Annotated in this window: 14 protein-coding genes; 6 read left to right on the top strand and 8 right to left on the bottom strand. The window is 55.3% G+C overall.

The window, feature by feature from the left end; all coding sequences use genetic code 11:
- Positions 1–244 precede the first annotated feature (244 nt).
- Positions 245–850 (top strand): helix-turn-helix transcriptional regulator, encoded by a 606-nt coding sequence (locus Y5S_RS06345; RefSeq protein WP_035231378.1) that lies wholly within the window; start codon positions 245–247, stop codon positions 848–850.
- A 164-nt stretch (positions 851–1,014) separates the two neighbouring features.
- Here the strand turns inward: Y5S_RS06345 and Y5S_RS06340 are convergent, their stop codons facing one another.
- Both Y5S_RS06340 and Y5S_RS06335 read right to left on the bottom strand, forming a co-directional pair.
- Entirely contained in the window at positions 1,015–4,020 is a 3,006-nt protein-coding gene (locus Y5S_RS06340) for a parallel beta-helix domain-containing protein (protein WP_035231826.1), read from the bottom strand.
- 44 nt (positions 4,021–4,064) lie between these two features.
- On the bottom strand, positions 4,065–6,533 hold the full coding sequence (locus Y5S_RS06335) for an amidohydrolase family protein (RefSeq protein WP_156107616.1): 2,469 nt from the start codon (positions 6,531–6,533) through the stop codon (positions 4,065–4,067).
- Positions 6,534–7,478: 945 nt separating this feature from the next.
- Between Y5S_RS06335 and Y5S_RS06330 the strand changes: the two genes are divergently transcribed.
- Both Y5S_RS06330 and Y5S_RS06325 read left to right on the top strand, forming a co-directional pair.
- Entirely contained in the window at positions 7,479–8,825 is a 1,347-nt protein-coding gene (locus Y5S_RS06330) for a porin (protein ID WP_156107614.1), read from the top strand.
- Between the two features lie 9 nt (positions 8,826–8,834).
- Positions 8,835–9,254 (top strand): type 2 periplasmic-binding domain-containing protein, encoded by a 420-nt coding sequence (locus Y5S_RS06325; protein ID WP_197055111.1) that lies wholly within the window; start codon positions 8,835–8,837, stop codon positions 9,252–9,254.
- A 66-nt stretch (positions 9,255–9,320) separates the two neighbouring features.
- Here Y5S_RS06325 and Y5S_RS06320 read toward each other — a convergent pair whose 3' ends face one another.
- On the bottom strand, positions 9,321–10,913 hold the full coding sequence (locus tag Y5S_RS06320; protein WP_035231376.1) for an ABC1 kinase family protein: 1,593 nt from the start codon (positions 10,911–10,913) through the stop codon (positions 9,321–9,323).
- 88 nt (positions 10,914–11,001) lie between these two features.
- On the bottom strand, positions 11,002–11,253 hold the full coding sequence (locus tag Y5S_RS19665; protein WP_156107612.1) for a hypothetical protein: 252 nt from the start codon (positions 11,251–11,253) through the stop codon (positions 11,002–11,004).
- Between Y5S_RS19665 and Y5S_RS06315 the strand changes: the two genes are divergently transcribed.
- From Y5S_RS06315 to Y5S_RS06305, 3 genes are all read left to right on the top strand, one after another.
- On the top strand, positions 11,233–12,162 hold the full coding sequence (locus Y5S_RS06315; RefSeq protein ID WP_035231374.1) for a glutathione S-transferase family protein: 930 nt from the start codon (positions 11,233–11,235) through the stop codon (positions 12,160–12,162). The two genes, Y5S_RS19665 and Y5S_RS06315, sit on opposite strands and share 21 nt — an antisense overlap.
- Positions 12,163–12,319: 157 nt before the next feature.
- On the top strand, positions 12,320–13,636 hold the full coding sequence (locus tag Y5S_RS06310) for a hypothetical protein (RefSeq protein ID WP_052041440.1): 1,317 nt from the start codon (positions 12,320–12,322) through the stop codon (positions 13,634–13,636).
- A gap of 14 nt (positions 13,637–13,650) precedes the next feature.
- Positions 13,651–14,073: a hypothetical protein gene (locus Y5S_RS06305; protein ID WP_035231817.1), complete on the top strand. Its 423-nt coding sequence runs from the start codon at positions 13,651–13,653 to the stop codon at positions 14,071–14,073.
- 167 nt (positions 14,074–14,240) lie between these two features.
- Here Y5S_RS06305 and Y5S_RS06300 read toward each other — a convergent pair whose 3' ends face one another.
- The 4 genes from Y5S_RS06300 to Y5S_RS06285 form a co-directional block, all read right to left on the bottom strand.
- Positions 14,241–16,193, bottom strand: a complete 1,953-nt coding sequence (locus Y5S_RS06300; RefSeq protein ID WP_035231372.1) for a monovalent cation:proton antiporter family protein — start codon at positions 16,191–16,193, stop codon at positions 14,241–14,243.
- 73 nt (positions 16,194–16,266) lie between these two features.
- Positions 16,267–17,070, bottom strand: coding sequence for an endo alpha-1,4 polygalactosaminidase (locus Y5S_RS06295; RefSeq protein WP_035231371.1), 804 nt, complete (start codon positions 17,068–17,070; stop codon positions 16,267–16,269).
- Positions 17,071–17,243: 173 nt separating this feature from the next.
- Positions 17,244–18,170: a Csu type fimbrial protein gene (locus Y5S_RS06290; protein ID WP_035231369.1), complete on the bottom strand. Its 927-nt coding sequence runs from the start codon at positions 18,168–18,170 to the stop codon at positions 17,244–17,246.
- Positions 18,167–18,871 (bottom strand): fimbrial biogenesis chaperone, encoded by a 705-nt coding sequence (locus Y5S_RS06285; protein ID WP_035231367.1) that lies wholly within the window; start codon positions 18,869–18,871, stop codon positions 18,167–18,169. Before Y5S_RS06285 ends, Y5S_RS06290 begins: the two co-directional genes overlap by 4 nt.
- Positions 18,872–18,881 lie beyond the last annotated feature (10 nt).

Below are 18,881 nucleotides of genomic sequence, written 5' to 3'. Positions count from 1 at the left end.
TGAAGCGCACATCTGCTGCGCCTTGCCTCTCGGAAAGGGAACCACCCTGACCATCGAGACAAGACACAACAGCTGCACGCTTCAGGCCACGCTGAGTACGCAAGGTGTTATTCAGAGGCTCCCAAGGCTGGAGAGTGATCCAAAGGCGCTCTGGCAAAAATCTGCATTAAAAATCAGAAATCCCTGTCGAATCTGGCGTCTGTGTCCCTCTCATCAGGATAACCATCCGAGAGGGAGCACAGGAATGACTACCACCGCCTTTAGCGCCATGCCGAATCAGCTTGCCGGACTCACGGCGAGAGCCATGTTGTTGGAGAATCTGCTGGATAGCTGCTGCAGTGCCTTCGCTGTTTGTGATGCGCAAGGGAATATTCAGTACGCCAATCGCGCCGCCAAACGCTTGTTGAAACGATTGTCGCCTGTCGCCGGTCTTTCGCTGTTGCGCGGCTCAAACCGCCATGAGTTTGCAACGGCACTGGAGGAGTTGCAGGCTGCGCCGGGTGGCCGGCCGATGATGACATTGCGACTGGGTAGTGAGCGGGTGCAGGTGAGTCTGTCTTCCCTGGAGCTCCCTGCCGAGGGCTGGGTGCGATTGGTGTTCCATTATCCGCGCGCAGAAGCCCGACCTGATCTGAAAGGGTTTGCTTGCCAATATGCGCTGACCCCAACCGAGACTCGCGTTGCGGAACATCTGGCATCTGGTCTGGGGGCTGCCGAGATTGCAGAGACGCAGGTGCGTTCAGTGCAGACGGTTCGCACGCACATCAAATCCCTGTTTCAAAAAACCGCCACACATAGCCAGGCCGAATTGGTGGCGCTGATCAGCCGTAATGAATGGCTGTTGCCATAAACTCGTTGGCCTGAATCTTTATCGGGGACAGGAGAGAAAGTGGAGTCTGTCGTCGGTCGTGTAGCGAGCAAAAAACACCCTCCCCATGGATCAGGGAGAGTGAAGGAGGAAGCCGGTCCCCAATTCAGGACCGGCTCTGGCTTTAGGAGTTATTTCGAGGCTCCTTAGTTGCCGCAAGCCTCGGCGTTGGTATAACTGCTGTCCACTACGGTGTTGATCCATTGATCCAGCAGCGCGCTGGCCTCGCTATGAGCCACACTACGCGCGATGGGTGGCATCATTTTTTGTGGGTCATTTTCCGCTGCAACACGGCAGGAAACGATGGAACTGTTGGCGCTGCCTGGCACCAGTACATGTTGGCGGCCGCAGGAGCCACCACCGGTGGCGGTGGGCTTCTTGCATACGCCGTAGCTGGCATCCACATCACGGAAATGATCCAGATAGTAGCCGGTATTGGAGGCTGCACCCTTGTCGTTGTGACAGTGCTGACAGTTCACTTCCAGATAGGCCCGTACCCGACTTTCCACATCGGCTGATGAGTTGGCAGTTGCGCCGCTATCGCCAGGCACATTCCAGTGCGGAATACGTTCAATATTGGTGGCGATGCCGTTGTTGAGGGTAAGTTCCGGGGTGCCGCTAAGGATACCCACATCGGTCCAGTACTGTAGCTGGTTGATGGCCGGGAAGCCGGCTTGTCCGGTGGTTCCCATAAACGAGGACTCGGCCTTGTAGGGACGATTCAGGTTGCGAGGTTTGGGGCCGATAGGGGCGCTGCCGGCAGGCTGATCATCATTGCCGTGGCAGGTGATGCACTGATTGGCATTGGGCACCGAGTAGCCATTGGTGCTGCCGGTCAACAGGGTGCCTGAGTCGCTATCCCGGTAGTGCCACTCCACAGCGGCACTACCGCCACCCATGGCCAGACGCGCCACCCGTTCGCCGTTCTCTTCCGCCCAGATATACGGCAGGCCTTCCCAGAAAGGCTTGCCGCTGCTGCTGGTGCGTTTGATCAGCAGACGGGTTTCCACTAATTGCTCGCTGCCTTCGCTTTCGTTGGTGAAGGCAAAGGTCTTGGCAATGACGGTACCCGTTGGAAAGTGAATAGCGCCATTGGGGTTGTTGCCCTCCTGGCCATCACGGTAAACCGCCTTGGTGCCGGGGGGGACAAAAACCACTCGGTACTTGGTGGCATAATCAGAGAATAGTTTGCTGTTCAGCACATAGGGTACGCCACCCTCATTGGGGAGGCTGCGTGGATCGTCAGCGGTCGCGAACAGATTGTATTGATCCAGCCGTGGGCAATTTACCGCCAACGCCGCGCGGTTGATCTCACCGCTGGCCACTTCGGTATTACACAGTTGCTCGACCACTTCAGGGTCCGGTGCCGGGTCGAAATCCCCGCTGCGCTCGAAAGGGGGAATCTCTACACGAGGCAGGGGTGCCAGCACATTGCCAAACCGGGACTGGCAATCATGGTCGCTCAGGTTGGTGTCTGAAGGCATGTTGAGCAATCCCTCCAGCGCATCCAGTAGCCCCCCGGGTGAAAGGATCGAGGTGTCCTGTTCGGCCAGCGCCAATACCAGTTCCAGTCCATCCGTGCCGTGGAAGTTCAGATAGGGCTCACTATCGTCAGCCAATTCGTTGTCATGGAAACAGGAACCCCACTTGGGCTGAATGCGTGCACCTTTGTCATCGAACTTGTAGGCGTTGTAGTGACAGACAGGATTCGGATGCTCATTGGTATGGAGCGGTTTGCCATTGCTGTCCATGGGAACCGGGTTGCCACTGCTGTCTTTTGGGTAGGGGCAGTCCGCATCCAGATCATCGCGCAAACCATCCCAGACAATGTGCGCGCCCTTGCCCAGGTTGAGGATGTTGTCGAGGCTGCCGAGCAGCTGGGTGGGATCGTTGATGATGGGCAGGTTCTTCAGTCCGATGAGAGTAGGGAGAACGCTTTCAACTTCGCCGTTAGCGACTTTTTCCAGATCTGGCGGGGGAAGATCGTAACCGGAGTTTTTCATCACGTTGTTATGGATGTGCAGCCCTTCAGTGTAGGGATCGAGTTTTTTGTCTGCCGTTTTATCCTTGCCATCAATCAGCTCGTAACTGGTGTAAATCACTGCTGCGGTACTGTGGTCTTCGAAGACGTTGTTGACCACTTCGATGTTGTCATAACCGAGAGTGATAAAGCCGGTACCTCTCGGTACGGCAGAGACCAGACCGCTGTGAGCGAAATTGTAGGTGTTGTTGTTGCGGGCCAGGTTGTTGATCATCACCGAGGTGTCGCCGTACTGGGTGATGTTTTCCAGATCGTAGATCAGGAAGCCGCCGGTATTGCATTCGGCCACGTTGTTGTCGTACTCACCGCCTTGCACGTTTTCGATTTCAAAACCCATCACGTTATACACCGCGCGGCTGTCCCGAATGATGGCGGTGTTGGTCTGGCCCACATAAATACCCGCGTCAGAGGCACCAACAGACTCGCTGCCTTCCACCAGGATGTTTTCCGATTCCACCGGGTAGATGCCATAGCGGCCGCTGGCGGAGCTGGGCACATAGTCCGGGGCAGGATCGCCCTCGTTGAATGGCGGCTTGGTACAGGCCACGTTCAGCCGGTCGGCATAGTTGTCCTCCGTGATCTGGCCACCGCCACCAGACCAGATGGCGCGTACATTGCGCAGGGTGCCCCACTTGACGCCCTTCAGTTTGAATGCGTCACCGGGGGAGTCGAGAATGGTCAGGTCTTCCACGGTGATACCGCGGATGTTCAGTGCTTCCAGGCCGGTGACATTGACGCTGTCCTTGAACGACAGCACTGTTTTGTCCTTGCCACAACCTTTGATCAGTACATCCTCGGTGGCCTGAATCAGCAGACCCTGGTCGAGATTGAAATAACCGCATTCGAACTGCAGTGTGTCTCCCGGGCGTAGCTGGATCATGGCATCAACCATGTCCTGCGTAGCGCTGTCTCCGGGGCTGACGATAAACGTTCGTCCTTCACCGGTGAGGGGTGGGGTGCCGGTGTCGCCACCGCTACCGCTACCGCTATTGGCAGTGGGAGTGTTGCTGTTGTCATTGCTGCTGCTGCCGCTATCCCCGCCGCAGCCTGTGAGTGCCAGAGCCCCGGCCAGTAAGGCCAGAACGAAAGGGCGGGCAAGTTCAATACTCATGATGTTCCCCTGAATGCGTTTTTTCTTGCTGTTGTGCGCGGCGATCATTGCACTGCCGCTTCCAGTCGTTCCCACATCCGTATGTAGGCTTCTGCCGAGGTGAAGAGCTGGTTAACTGCATCGTTCACCTGTTCCTCCGGGCGTTCGCTGTTGGCGATCATGTCGGCAATCTGGTCCGGGTAGAGGCCGTAGTGGGCCACTCCCCGGCCTTCGTAAAGGCTGAAGGCGTGGTCGCCAGTAAGTTGCTTGTCGAACACCACACGGCCATCCACTGAAGTGAATGGATAAAGCGAGGCTTCCTGTTCGGGGGTGCCGGGGTTGCTGGCCAGATTGGCAATGCCATTCACGTCGGAGGCGAAAGGGGCACCACCGAACGGGCCGACCTTGAATTCATCGGCACGGGGACGATTACCATCGCGGGTAAGTTGATCCACCCAGTCTCCGCGCACGCTGCCAAAGGAGGCGGAGATTCCACCTTGGGCGGCGACCTGATCACGTAGATCCTCTGTGCCGCCCCAGCCGCCGTGACTATTGATCACGGGATAACCGCGCTCGCCGGTAAGGGCGAGAATCTGGCTGGCGGCCTTGCGGCTGATATGGTCGGTTTCGATCATCATGCCGCGTTTGGTGAGTTCCTGGATGAGGAAGAAACCGAGATCAGTGAGTCCGCGAGTGTTACACAGGTGATCTGTGCCACGACGTGGGTCGTACTCGGCCAGTTCTTCCGGGGTGGCGGGGAAACGTTCGCCTACGTAATCGATCTGGAACAGCAGCTGGTCGAAAATACCAAACGGTTGCAGGGTGTCCGCAAGCGGACCGCTGGTATCACCGTGATCATGCTCTGGGCACTCTTCAAACTCGACGGTATGACCCGTTTCCAGCAGGTTGCCGCCATACAACACAGCCCCGATGCCGATGCCATCAGAGAGATCCGGCAAGTGTCCGCCGAACGCATTATCAAACTTGTGTACTGGAAACAGGCTACGAACATCCATGGCATAAAGACGATCCAGGCGCTCCACGATCTCTTCCCGATTGCACTCCGCTACATCCAGGAACTCACCACAGTTGAGTGCCTTGGAGGCTTCTACACCGAGGATCACGGCCATCTTGCCGTCAGCAATGACATCGCGGGCCTGGGACGGGTCAGTGACAATGCGGAACCAGCCCTCACCGGGGCCGCCGCTTTGCGCATCGATGTAATCCTGCATGCGGTGCATCTGTTCGGCCTGCATCTCGATAGCCGCCATGGTGTCGCAGTCATTCTGTTTTTGCGGATTGATCTGACAGAGGATTTCGTTGTGAACCAGGTGATTGACCAGAATCTTGAGGCCGGAGAGATGAGCCCGTTCGATCCATTTGTAGTAACTCTGGTGGTGCTGCAGTGAGTTGTTGCGTGGCCAATAAGGGAAGTCCGGCCAGCCACGAGTGGCATGAGGGCCGGGTGTACTGGTGACTTGTTCGATCAGACCGGTGAGCCCTTCCGGCCCATGGTTCTCAGCACAGTCATGCAGTGCGTGATCCACACCAAACTTGTGGAACGGATCGCCGTAGTTGATGCGACCGCCGATGAATTCGTAGGCGGAAATGTGGCTATGTGCATCCACGTAGCCAAAAATGTCGTCGTTATCCAGCCCAGGCACATTGCGGAAACGTTGCACCTCTTTCAGGTAGATGGCCGGGCCTTGTTCATTCACCTGGGCGCTGAGCATGGCTTCCGGATAACTGGCGCATTGTGCCGCCGGAGTCAGGGTGAAGCGGTTATTGTCGCTTTCCAGACTGGGGGACGTGAGTGTCAGGCCGTCGTCGTTCGCTGTTAGCAGAAGGCCTGTCACTTGAGAGGTCAGGGTAAAGCGCTCATCGTCACTGGGGTTGAGATTCCATACCGCCAGATCACTGGCCTTGGTGACTTTTCCCAGTGAGGGTTGGACGTTGATGTCGCCGAGATTGCCGCCGAGCCCATCAAGACTCTCGCCCAGCTCACGCAGCAAACCTCCCAGAGGGGCAATGGGATCAAGTACCAGATTAAGCGTATCGCCGAGGCCAGAGACCAGATAGCTGACCTCTCCAACGAAATTACCCCCTTGATCAAGGAACTCACCGGCAGGATCGCTGATCCCCAGCAATTCAATGACGCCAGCGCTACCGGGGTCCCGTTGGTAGTCTGCCACCAGCAGATAACTGCCAAGTGCTGTGGGTTTCATATAGAACGCGCTGGCCTCAGAGACATTGTCGGTAAGCTGAAATCCTGCCTCGCCTGCGGTGTTTTGCAGAAACAATCCCTCACTGGAAAGGGTGTAACAACCATTGGCAAAACTGTAGCGATCCCGACTCTGCGGTGCTTGAGGCGGGGTGTTGGGCGTGGGTGGTGGGGCTGCGGGAGGCTGCGAAGACGTGCTTGGCCCGTTGGGTTCTGGCGCGGGTGCCGTGCTGCTGCTGTCGCCCCCGCAGGCTGACAACAAAGTGGCAAAAGCGGTAAAGACCGCCAGTGGCAGCGTCTTTTTCATCGACATAACTGACCCCTTGGTGATGCAGCGAGATATTAGGTGGCCGCAATGTCGTTGTTGGATATGTGGTTGCGACCGGTTTTTTATTGGTACGTTTGTACCTTTTTTGGGCTGGGGGCGGCTGTTGCAGAATTGTCAGGCTTGTTGGCGCTTTGTGTACCGGTTGTAGCCGCACGAAAACATGGCTTATCTGAAAGGGGTTACGCGACAAAAGGGGGCATGCTGACAGCATTCTTCATGGATGTGCCGTGTACGGGAGGCGCGACTACAGAGGGAGTGATGACAGACGGTCTGTGCGAGATGTGAAAACGACCATACCGAAGGGAAGGTTTTATTGTGGTTATTTGGGTGGTTATTTGTCGTGTGTGTTTGCTGCACTGGCGTGATTTTTCAATGATGCTTCCGGTGGGGTGGGATGAAGAAAAGGAGTGTGTCCAGGCTGATGAGGTGAATGACTGTTCTCGCTTGAGTGTGAGGGGGTAGTGTGATGGTGGAACGAAAAAAGGCCGCTGTTGCAGGGGGGGCTGGCGCATTTTTTTGATTGTGCTGTCGCTTTGGTGTTTCTTTATTGAACGATAGTACACAAAAAGGATGGGTGAGCAGCATGTGGAGACCAAAGGCTTGTGAGGGGGGATGAGTGGAGCTGCATACGCGCTTCACTTTCTGCAAAGTTTCAGGAGTCTTTGGGATGAGCCTTCTGTTCCTTCACTAAAAAAATAATGGCTCCCCGAGGATGGTAATAACTCTCATTGACATGAAGACCGGGCTGGCACCGTTGCCTTGGGGGAAAGGCATCCATCAACGACGCGCCGCACTGTGCATCTGAAAGCATCTGATATCCATGGAGCAAAACTGGAGTGGGCACTCTCGGTATGCGCTCTGATGGTTTTCAGATCGTTTCGACATGATGTCCGTGTGTGACGTCTGGTGTGCCAATGAGAGTGACTTGCTTTGAAGACTTTTACCCCGCGGCTGGGGCATCGGGGTGAATCAAATAATAATGAAAGTAATGGAGTACATATGGATGCTTTAGGCAAGGTTACGGCGGGGATTGTGTTGTCCGCCATGTCTGCAACAGCGCTAGCGGAGATAACTCTCGAAGAGCGGCTTTCGGAAGCAGAGAAACGCCTTGCAACTCTCGAACAGCAGTCTGCTGGGGACGAGAGTCTGGAGGAGAGGGTCAAAATTAATGGTTTCCTGACTTTTGCTATGGAGCGGGCGTCTGGCTCCCGTTCGGCTTCTGGTGAACGGCTCGTTTTCTCGGAAAATGTGAAAAGTGACGAGTGGAATATGAATAGCCTGACACGGGCAGGGATTCAGTTTACCGGTGAGATTAACGACAAGACCGAGGCGGTGGTTCAGTTATTGGGAAGGGCAGATGAAGATTTTGATGCCGGTGTCCAGTGGGCTTATGTTTCTTATGAGCTCTCGCCCGGGTTGAAGACTCGAGCGGGGCGTTTGGTGTTGCCATTCTACCTGCATTCTCAGTACACCCAAGTGGGCTATGCCTATAACTGGGTCGCGTTACCAGAAGAAATGTATTCGGTGATCCCCCTTGATACCCATGAAGGGGTCGACCTTACCTGGGACTTTGCCACCGGCCCGGTGTCCAACAGCCTCAATGTATTCTGGGGTGGTATGGATGTGCCCTCCAATGGCCTGCTATTTGAAGTAAGGGATCAGTACGGGGCCAACATTCGCTCGAACGTGGGCAACTGGACGACATGGTACAGTTTTACCAATAGCCGAGTCAGTGTGGATCTCTCTCCCTTGTCTCCTGATCCGGCTTTCACTCCAGGTTTTGCGGCACTCAATATGGATGAGCACTATGCCTATTTTACAGGCGTAGGTTTGCAATACGACAACGGATCGCTGTTCGCCATGGGGGAAATGGGGCGTCTGGATCTTTCCACGCCGAATCACTGGTTCCCCAGAGTCGAGTCCGCCTATGTTTCGGTAGGTTACCGTATCGGGAAATTCACGCCTCAGGTCACATGGGCCACTATCGATCACAGTGATTTTGACGAAGTGGATACCAGCAACCCAGTGGCTATCCCGATGTTTGATTCCTTTGCCTACAGTCAGAAAAGTTGGACTTTCACCACTCGCTATGACCTTTCGCCGGGGGTTGCCCTGAAAGCGGAGCTAACCAGTAATTATGATTTTGGCGATAGCGAGTACCCCTCCAGGGGCTTGTACGACAGCGATTGTTTTCAGCAAGGGGGCGCGCTTGGGTGTGGGCAGCCTGAAGATGGCGACAATTTCATTTATCGCTTTTCGGTCGAAAGCGTTTTTTAAGGGGGCCGTGTGATGATGAAAAAAGCGATTGTTTTTGCCGCGGTGCTGTGTAGTTGTGGGCTGGCTTCAGCACAAACCCTCATAGTAGCTTCCGATACCTCGGGGCTGACATCATTGAGTAAATCAGAGGTTCGTCAGCTGTACATGGGTAATGCGGGTAGCGTAGGCAATGCCAAAGTGACGTTGCTGGATATGCCGGAAGGCAGTGCAGTGCGTCAATCCTTCTATAACAGCGTGGCGGGGAAGAGCGAGTCTCAACTGAAATCTTACTGGGCGAGGATGATCTTCACTGGCAGAGGTTCTCCTCCCAAGCAAGTAAGAACTCCCAAGGAAATGGCGAGAACACTGAAAGCCAATCCTCAAGCGCTGGGTTACCTCAAAGAGGATGACCTGCAGCCTGGGTTGAAAGTGCTACTAAGGTTGCCTTGACCCTGTCGAAAATGGCCAGCAAATGCTGGCCATTTTTTTCTGCTGGTGATGGATGCTCAGGAGGTCTTATGCCGCTACCTGCTGCTGAGGATCGATGGGGCGAGTGAGATAGCCCAGCATCAAGCCAGCGATATCGATATTGGGTTGGTAGTGCAAAAAGAGTCCGCCAAGAGTGCCGAAAACCCTTGCCAGCATGATGAAATCGTCCGGCATGCTTTCTACGGGATCCTGTTCCAGCTGGCCCAGCAGATCAGCCACTTGCTGCATCATGGCTTCGGCTGTTGGCCAGCCTTCCTGTTGATCCGGGTTAATAATGGCTTCCCTGACTTGATCCAGCACAGCAGACACAAAAGCCAACAGGGTGTCGGGCCGTCCACTACGGGTGCGGAAACCGAGGGTATCCAGTGTTTCGGCGATCACAGCCGGTTCGTTGATCACGCAGGCCTGCAGTACACGGAAGTAACCATGGCGGGCTTCACGACTGATCGCCTGGCTGCATCCGAAATCCAGCAGTACCAGCTCGCCCTGATCGGACACCATGATGTTGCCAGGGTGCGGATCGGCGTGGAAATGTCCGCCATGCAATACCTGGCTGAACCAGGCATCCAGCAAACGATGCAGAATCAGTCCCAGTGCTGCGGGGTTGTCCTGCGCCAGTTCATCGAGCACTACGGTCAGTTTGCGTCCGCTGATGAAGGCAGTCGTTAACACATGGCGGGTGCTCAACGAGGGCACCAGAGCGGGTGTGGTAACGCCTTCCACAGTGTTCAGCTGATTGCCGATACTCTCCAGAATGCGGGCTTCTCGTTCATAATCCAGTTCTTCGCGAACGGTTCTCTGAATCTCACGCACAATGGTGTCGGTATCCATGGGTGGCAGGGCACTTTTGACTGCATCCACAAAGACTTTGAGGATGGCCATGTCCAGTTCTACCAGTTCCTCCAGCCCCGGGCGTTGCACTTTGACGGCCACTTCAGTGCCATCGGGTAAACGAGCGCGGTGCACCTGACCAATACTGGCTGCGGCCAGTGGTTCGGGGTCGAATTTGGTAAACAGCTGTTCCAGTGGTTGCCCGAAGTCGTTTTCGATGACGGCACGGACTTCCTCAAAGCTGATCGGACTGACTTGATCCTGAAGGATCGCCAGGGCATCGACCCAGGGTTGCGGCAGCAGATCGGGGCGGCTGGACAGCAGCTGGCCGATTTTCAGGAAAGCGCCGCCCTGTTTCTGGGAGGTGTCCAGAAAGCGCTGGGCATTGCGCTCATGCAATGCATATAGCGCCTTTTCGCGCATGCTGGCAGGCAGAAAAGCCGAGCGGGTATTCCACAACCGATAGCTGGTCAGAATCTTGGTCAGCATCCAGCCGGTCACGCTCAGTCGCTTGAGTCGTGCAGGCCAGCGGCGAGCTTCATCGGCCAGCAGCTGCATTTCCTCGTTCACCGCATTGGCCCCACGGCCAATGGCCTGGCAGGCACGGAAAGCCTGATCTGCCAGGTCCCGGCCTTGCCATGCTGCGTTTTCAATGGCCTTGATGGAGCCATTAATCACGGCCAGCCAGGCTTTCAGGCCGCTGTCCTGTTGGCGCTGGCTGGCGAAATCGGTCAGTGGTTGCCAGGCCGAGCTGTGTTGTTGTGGCTTTTGTGAGTCGTGATCGGTCATGGTCACGCACCCCTGTTGGTGAATAAGTGTTCACAATCTAGCGGGTATTTTGTCGGCCTGCAATATAAAAATGCACACATGTACACTTTTAACTGCCGGCCTGTTTTTCATCCTTGCGGACTTTCTCCGCCTTATCACAGAGGGTAGGGGGAAGAAGGCTACGGATATCAAGGCAGTGAGTGAACACATAGGCTGGAATAGCTTGAAGCGATGAAAAACAGCCGAGAATGAACGAAAGGATCATTTTTGATCGTTTTGTGACATTGACGATAATGAAGGTGCGACGCACGCTGGCACTTGTTTCCCAGTGAGAGCGCTCATGTCCGAATTGATTCTCCATCACTATGCCTTGTCCCCCTTTTCCGAGAAGGTGCGGGTCATGTTGGGGTATGCCGGATTGTCCTGGCAGTCGGTGACCACGGAGGAAATGCCTCCGCGTCCCATGTTGGTGCCTCTGGCAGGTGGTTACCGCAAAATTCCTGTGGCCCAGATCGGTGCAGATGTGTTCTGTGATACCCGAACCATCACCCGCGAGATTGCTCGTCTTGCCGGCAAGCCTGAACTGTCTCTGGAAGGTGTGGATGAGGAGGTGAGGGCGTTTGTTGCAAAGACGGACCTTGAGCTTTTCCTGGCGGTGATGATGTCTTCGGTGGGGCTGCGGGTAAATATCAAACTGTTCCGGGCCATGTCTCTGGGGCAGTTGTTCCGTTTCTTCAAGGATCGCATCCATATCGGCCGTACCTCGAATGTGCCTCGGATGACGCTACGACAAGCCCGCGACACAACCCGGTTGCATCTGGTCGATCTGGAAAAACGTTTACAGGCGCAAGCCTGGTTATTCGGCGAGCAGCCCTGTATTGCAGACTTCAGTGCCTACCATTCGCTTTGGTTCCTTCGTGAGGTGGCCGAGTCAAAATTGCTTGATGAATTTTCTGCGGTACTGGCGTGGATGGATCGAGTGAAGGCGTTTGGCCATGGCAGCAGCGCATCGTTGAGCCCCGAGGCTGCCCTGACCATTGCCCGTCAGAGCGTTCCGGCAAGTTTGCCTGAGAGTCCGGCGGCGTCAACCTTGCTGGGCAGTGCGGTGACGGTGACGCCGAGCGATTACGGTCAGGTTCCTTGTAGTGGTGAGTTGCGTTATCTCGATGCAACCCGTGTTGTTTTGGCTCATCACAATTCAGGTGATGCGGTGGTGCATGTGCATTTACCCGTTGAGGGCTTCGATATTGTCCGGGTACATCAAGAATAGGTCGGTGATGAGACGTAAACAGGGGGCTGCTGTATCGCATTAGTGGACTCACGCACCCGATGCGGCCGGCGAGCCGGATGGTAAAGGTTTAAATGAGGCGGCAGCGCCGCGACAAGAAAAAGCGCTGCACCTTGATAACAAGAAGACAGGGGGAATCATGGAATTACGTTACGGGTTGCTTGGGGCTCTGGCAGTATCTGGGGTGGCGAATGCCAGCGATACGGCTTCGCTGGAGGATCTGGAGCAAAGGTTATCCAGGCTGGAGTCACAAAGACAGGAGTCTTTCTCTTCGACAACGGACTGGACCGATCGCGTTTCTATCAACGGCTTTATGACCTATGGCCTGACTCGCCATGATGTACACCAGAAGCAGGGTTCACCGGTCCCGGTGCCAAATCCTGGCTCCAACCCTGATGCAGGTCAGCGGTTTACCTACCTTGAGCGGGTTACGGATGAGGTTTCCCACCGGGAACTGTCTCGGGCGGGTATTCAGTTCAACGCAGAGATCAACGACAAGACCAGCGCGGTAGTGCAGCTGCTGGCTCGTGGTCGTGATAATTATGATGCAGAAGTGCAGTGGGCCTATATTGATTATAAGCTGCTGCCCTCGGTGACTTGGCGTGGTGGTCGCCTGATGCTGCCAAACTCCATGCATTCTCAGTACCTGAATGTGGGCTACGCTTATCATTGGGCGGCCCTGCCAAGCGAGGTATACGACATTGTGCCGTTCGATACCATGGACGGAATGGATCTCACCTGGCGCTTCAACACCGGCACATTGAGCCATGAGTTAAGCGCGTTCTATGGCAGCCTGGACGTACCGGATAACACCTTGCCTGCAACGGTGATCTACAAGGGGCGTGATTATGCTGGCGTTAACCTGCGTTCTCGCTGGGGGGACCTGAGCACCTATCTCAGTTATAGCCATGCGAAGCTGACTGCTGATCTTTCCCCGGTAGATGCAGCGCTGGGTTTTCCGACCCCCGTCTTTGCAACTGCATCTATTGATGATGCCAGTATTTCTGGTACCAGCGTCGGTTTCACCTATGATAACGGAAGTTTCATGCTGATGGCCGAACGCTCGGATCTGGACCCGAAAGCATGGTTTCCCTACCGCTGGGGTGGCTATGTGAGTACAGGTTATCGCTTTGGTAAATGGATGCCCCATGTGACTTGGGGGGCGACCAACTCAGGCGATATTTCCTCGGTGTTGACCAATGCCAGTCTGGCGGATGATGGCTTGGCTCTGAGTAACATGATTCGTGGCAAGAGCTGGACCTATGGCCTGCGTTACGAAGTCGCCTCGGGTATCGATTTGAAATTCGAGGCTCAGCGCTTCTATGACATGAGTAATGAAAAGTATGATCGTACTGGCAGCAACGTGAACGGGATGTTCAGCTCAAGTCCGGCTGCAGGACCATTGGAGGACGATCACCCCACTGTCTACCGCATTGCGGTCGATGTTGTATTTTAAGGGGGGAGAAAATGATGAAAAAAATTATTTATCAGTGGATTGCTGCCCTGATCTTTATCCTGCCATTGCAGGTACTGGCTGACGTGGTGGTGGTTGTAGCGAAAGGGTCCCCCATCACCAGTCTGAGTGAAAATCAGTTGAGGCAACTGTATCTGCAGGGTTCCGGACGTATTGCCGGCAATAGCGTGAAAGCGCTGGACCTGCCGGAAGATAGCTCCACCCGCAAGGAGTTCTATCTGGCGGCGGTGGGGAAAACTCCCGCACAAATGAAAAGTTACTGGGCACGGATGATCTTTACCGGGAGAGGGGCTCCACCCCGTATGGTTTCCGGTGATCGTGCCATGCAGGTCATGCTGGAAAACAATCCGGAGCTGGTGGGCTACCTGCCGGGAAATCAGGTTAGTAGCGGGCTGAAGGTACTGTATCGTCTGCCCTGATTATTTCCCTTTGCAGAAGTCCCGGGCTTGAGCCCGGCGGTTTTTTTTCATCACGAAGCGGATTGACGCAGGCCTTTCCTTATCAGGAAAGTGTTGGATCTAAACGACGGTCAGCTTGTAGCGCTTCGGCTCATGATATTCCTGGGATGTTGCAATGGATCCTGTATTTATCCGCCCAGTAGTTTGATTTCTGCGGCCTCTACTGCTTCCAGTGGGCCGTAGAGAATCAGGGTGTCATCTTGTTGCAATCGGGTTTCCGGGTCGGGATTGTCTGAGCCTTGCCCGTCGCGTTTTATCTCGCGGATTTCAACATCCTTGAGGCTGCACTGCGCGATGCTCTGACCAATGGCTCTGGCCTTTCCGGTAAGGGTGACTGCATGGAGGAGACGGTATGGGTTACCGGCGCTGTCGGTGCTGGGGAAGCTGTCGCCGTGATAGTAACCCTGAAGCATCCGGTAGCGTTCCCGGCGGGTTTTTCTCAGCGTGGCGAGCACGCGCTCAAAGGGCACGTCCAGCATCATCAGCGCATGTGCTACCAGCATCAGGGAGGCTTCCAGTACCTCAGGCACGACTTCGGCCGCCCCGGCTTCAGTGAGGCTTTCCAGATGTGTCTCATCCCGAGTGCGCACCAGCACGCGGATCGCAGGGTTGATATCGCGAACGGTATGAAGAATGCGTTCTGCCAAACGAGCGTTATCGAATGTCACCACCAGCAGGCGGGCGCGTTCAATACCGGCTCGTTCCAGGATGTCCTTGCGGCTGGCGTCGCCGTAGAGAATTTTTTCCCCGGCGGCACTGGCTTCCTGCAGCCGAACGAGATCCAGATCAATAGCGATGGCCTGATGATGGAAGCTCCCCAGGTAGCGCATCAGGTTCTGACCTACGCGCCCGTAGCCACAGAGGATGACATGTCCCTGGATATCTTTTGAAACCGGCGAGTCTTCCGGAATCGATAACCAGGGACGCAGCAGGGCACGGGTTAACCGCCCACTATTCTGAATCAGGGCAGGAGTGACAGACATGGTCAGCACGGTGATGGAGACCAGCAGACCGGCTTTGCCGGGAGTCATGACCTCATGGGAGACGGCCAGTGCAACCAGAACAAACCCAAATTCCCCACACTGGGAAAGCACGATCCCGCTGCGCAGGCTGACCTCGGTACGCTCACCAAGCAGCTTCAGCAACACCATGATCAGCAGCCCCTTGAACAGCATGATTGAGAGTGCAGCGAGGATAATCCAGTGCCATTTGGCGGCAAAAAGATCCGGGTCAACCAGCATGCCTACACTGATAAAGAACAGCCCCAACAGCAGGTCACGAAAAGGGCGCAGGTCGGCCTCGATCTGATGCCGGAAGTGGCTTTCTCCCAGCATCATGCCGGCCAGGAATGCGCCCAATGCCATGGAGAGACCAAGCCAGTGGGTTACCCAGGCGGCGACCAGAGCCAGCAGCAGAGCAGTCATCACGAACACTTCGTCGGAACGGGTGCGACCGGTCTCTTCCAGAAGGCGAGGCAGAATCCATTTGCCCACCACAAAGATGCCCACAAACAGCAGCAGGGATTTGCCCAGCGTTAACGCGGTCATGCTCAGCAGGTGGTCATTGCCTTCCTGACTGAATAGCGGGAGCAGCACCAGCATGAGTACCGCGGCCAGATCCTGAAACAGCAGGATGCCTGTGGATGAACGACCATAGCCGGTGTTCACTGCACCCCGGCCGATCAGTTCCCGTATCACGATGGCAGTGGAAGACAGCGACAGGGCACAGCCAGTAATGCCGGAGGTCAATGTCGAGAAGCCGAGCAACCGCATGACGGCGAATACGGCAAGCCCGGTAAGCACAACCTGTAGCGGGCCGGCGCCGAACACCACGCGCCGCAGTGTCAGCAGGCGAGGAATGGAAAATTCCAGCCCCAGGGTAAACAGCAGAAATACGATGCCGAATTCCGCCAGATGCTGAATGCCTTCCAGATTGGTGATCCAGCCGAAACCAAAGGGACCTGCAGCCAGGCCGCATAGTAGATAGGCGAGAATGGGGGGCATGCCAAGGCGACGGAAAAGCACAACGGCGGCTACGGCCGAGCCGAGTAAAACAACAATGAGAGTCAATGCTTCATGCATGGTGCCGGGAGTCCCTTATCGTGAACTCCCAGTGTATCAGCAAGTGTTTCGAGAAGCCTGCTGACAGGAATGTCTAGGGCGTGCAGCTGAAGCGATAGCTGTCGTCGAGTTCAAGCGGCAGGGTCAGGGAGCGGAAACGCTTCTGATTCATGGTTGCACAGAACGCGGCGCGGGCCTGAGGGTCATTGGCATAGAGGTAATCGATATGGAAAACGGGTTTGCCTGCATCAATGAAAGGCTGCAGCAAGTCACATTCATTCCATTGATGACAGGATTCATTGATCGCGAAATCAAATTCATCGACGAGCTCTGACACTTGTTCCAGATCATTCTTCAGTGAAATGGCCAGTCCGTTGCTATGGGCCTGGCTGGCAAGAAAGCGGTTGTACTCCAGCTGATCCTTGCCGGTCAGAGCAAAGCCAGTGCGGTTGCTGTAGCCGTCCACGTTATCCGGGTCTACGCCGTCGCAGCCTTTCTCTGCAGCCAAAGCGATGCGATCACGCATGATGTTGCGTACGTTTTGCGAGCGGATATCCAGCCAGCGTTCGCCGGGCCAGCCATCCAGGTTTCGGCCTTTGTCTGATGGGAGAAAGCGCCCCTCATCTTCGCGCCACTCTTCGTAGCTTCCTGCGGAAAAGTAGCAGATGACACGGCGGTTACTGGCCTGCAGATCCCGAATGACATTGCCAGGGGTGTCGAAAAGATCCAGCACATACAGATCCACATCGTAGCCGGTGTTAACGGTACCCTGCAGCTGTATTTGCCAGTGGGTATCAACAACGGGTTGATACCAGTGTGGGTCGGCTGGGCCGGTTTCGACAGGAGTCGGGTTCAGTAAAGAGGAGAGCAGTGAGCCAATCAGTCCGAGGGATTCCATAAACCTGTCTTCAGTGAGCCAAAAAAAAGGAACACTGCTGATACTAGGGTGGGAACCGGCCGAAAAATGTGGAGGAATCGCGTTATTTTTGTAAAGCGCATTTACGAAAAAAGAATAATAATTTTGCCGTTTATTCTTTCTTGGCCAAGGTTGGGCGTTAGCATGGCTGGGCGTTAGAAGGTAACGTCCACCGTGACGGTATCCGTATAGACCCCTTCTGCTGCGGTGGGATCGGCAAAGATTCTGCCAAATACCATCAACTGGATTGCTGCCGTAGTCCCCATGCCGGTGCCGGACTGTCGGCCTGTAGTGTTATTCCAGACGGTGGTACGCCCGGTATCCTGATACAGCTCGTAGCCAACGCTATTGGTGCCACTGGTTAATTCCCGGTTGCCGCTCAGGCCGCCGTTGAGTCCGACGCTGAACAGGGTGGTGTTGGTACAGCGAACGGTAATGCTGGATTGACTGTCGGTCTGCAGCAGTGGTGTGGCCTGGGTGCCGAAGTCGAGATCGGTGGCTGTTACTTGGCATTGGTTGGGGATATTGACCTGTGCGGTGAGGGTGTAGAGGTTGTCAGCGGCGCCCTTGGTGCTGGAGCAGGCCGCCCCTGAGCCGCCCGATACGATATGGACCTGAGAGTTTGCCATGACGGTTTGATACAGCCCGGTTTGTACATCGGTGAGAAGCGGCTGCAGCATGCCATAGAGGTTGATGGTACCGCTGACGGTATCCGGGCCACTGTTCGGGATGCTGACCGGGACAGAGAAGCCATCTACGGTGGGCTGCATGACGGTGGTATGGGTAGCATCACTGTACACATTGAAGGGGAGCGTTGCTCCGCCACTGCTTTCCAGAAGGCGGGGATCAATGTTGCCATTGCTGTCGGGCGAAACGAAGAAACACAGCTGAAACGACGGTTGGCCTGGGCTGTCTTTGGTGCATGACCAGTTCAGCGTGGCGGTAGTGGTGATGTTGCCGCCGACAAAGGGGTCCGGGGTGCCAAAATCCAGCACCGGGTTGTTGCTGAGACCACATGTAACAGCGGTGTTTCCCGTCAGAGGCAGGAGTAACAGCGCGCTCAGGAAAAGTAGGATCCTCATGGCAAGTCCTCAACCATTATGGTCTGGCTTTCGCCGTTGATTGTAGCGGAGAAGAAACGGATTGCCCCCTTTGGCGGTGTTTTATCGGCTGGAAGATGCAGTTCTGCACCAGGCAGGGCATAGCCAAGCAGGCCTTTCTGAATATCGTATTGTTGGTTGGAATCCTGATTCGTCCAGAATACATCGCTAAATCGTGCATGCTTGGTGCCGGTATTTTTTACGCGAAGAGTACCGTCCTTGTAATAGGCTTTCAGCGCATATTCCTTGCCTTCGCCACCGACAAAAACGGGCAAGGACATTCTCAGCAATACCCTGAGGTTGGCGCCCTGGGGGCTTTCCGTATCGGGCACTTCGCTGATGATCAGGCGGTAGCTTTTTTCATTGTCAGATTGAGTAGGGCGTTGGCGAATGATTCGCACCAGTTGTTCGCCGTTACCGGGGATCAGTGTCACTGGTGGTGTGACAATCAGATCATCCTGTTTTAGCAGTTGCGTCTTTCCGTCGATTTGTTCCCAGGCGAATAACTGCAGCTGATAGAAGCTTTCCTTGTCCGATCCGTTGGTCAGCTTGTAGGTGGCATTGGGCTGGGTGGGTGCCATGGTCAGCGTTAATGGGGCAACCGTCAGTTGGCCCGCATAAAGCATTGAGCCTGGACCCGCTAACAGGGCGCAGAAGACAATGTTTTTCAGACGATTCAGCATGGTTTGCGCT

This window comes from Alcanivorax nanhaiticus (assembly GCF_000756665.1).
In the GTDB taxonomy this organism is placed as follows: Bacteria; Pseudomonadota; Gammaproteobacteria; order Pseudomonadales; family Alcanivoracaceae; genus Alcanivorax; species Alcanivorax nanhaiticus.
The sequence above is the reverse complement of the archived record's forward strand: the minus strand, read 5'-3'. Positions and strand labels throughout refer to the sequence as shown.

Bases quoted from the DNA above. Each gene is read 5' to 3' on its own strand.
- Y5S_RS06345 (WP_035231378.1), top strand. From the start codon at position 245: ATGACTACCACCGCCTTTAGCGCCATGCCGAATCAGCTTGCCGGACTC.
- Y5S_RS06340 (WP_035231826.1), bottom strand. From the start codon at position 4,020: ATGAGTATTGAACTTGCCCGCCCTTTCGTTCTGGCCTTACTGGCCGGG.
- Y5S_RS06335 (WP_156107616.1), bottom strand. From the start codon at position 6,533: ATGTCGATGAAAAAGACGCTGCCACTGGCGGTCTTTACCGCTTTTGCC.
- Y5S_RS06320 (WP_035231376.1), bottom strand. From the start codon at position 10,913: ATGACCGATCACGACTCACAAAAGCCACAACAACACAGCTCGGCCTGG.
- Y5S_RS06315 (WP_035231374.1), top strand. From the start codon at position 11,233: ATGTCCGAATTGATTCTCCATCACTATGCCTTGTCCCCCTTTTCCGAG.
- Y5S_RS19665 (WP_156107612.1), bottom strand. From the start codon at position 11,253: ATGGAGAATCAATTCGGACATGAGCGCTCTCACTGGGAAACAAGTGCC.
- Y5S_RS06310 (WP_052041440.1), top strand. From the start codon at position 12,320: ATGGAATTACGTTACGGGTTGCTTGGGGCTCTGGCAGTATCTGGGGTG.
- Y5S_RS06305 (WP_035231817.1), top strand. From the start codon at position 13,651: ATGAAAAAAATTATTTATCAGTGGATTGCTGCCCTGATCTTTATCCTG.
- Y5S_RS06300 (WP_035231372.1), bottom strand. From the start codon at position 16,193: ATGCATGAAGCATTGACTCTCATTGTTGTTTTACTCGGCTCGGCCGTA.
- Y5S_RS06295 (WP_035231371.1), bottom strand. From the start codon at position 17,070: ATGGAATCCCTCGGACTGATTGGCTCACTGCTCTCCTCTTTACTGAAC.
- Y5S_RS06290 (WP_035231369.1), bottom strand. From the start codon at position 18,170: ATGAGGATCCTACTTTTCCTGAGCGCGCTGTTACTCCTGCCTCTGACG.
- Y5S_RS06285 (WP_035231367.1), bottom strand. From the start codon at position 18,871: ATGCTGAATCGTCTGAAAAACATTGTCTTCTGCGCCCTGTTAGCGGGT.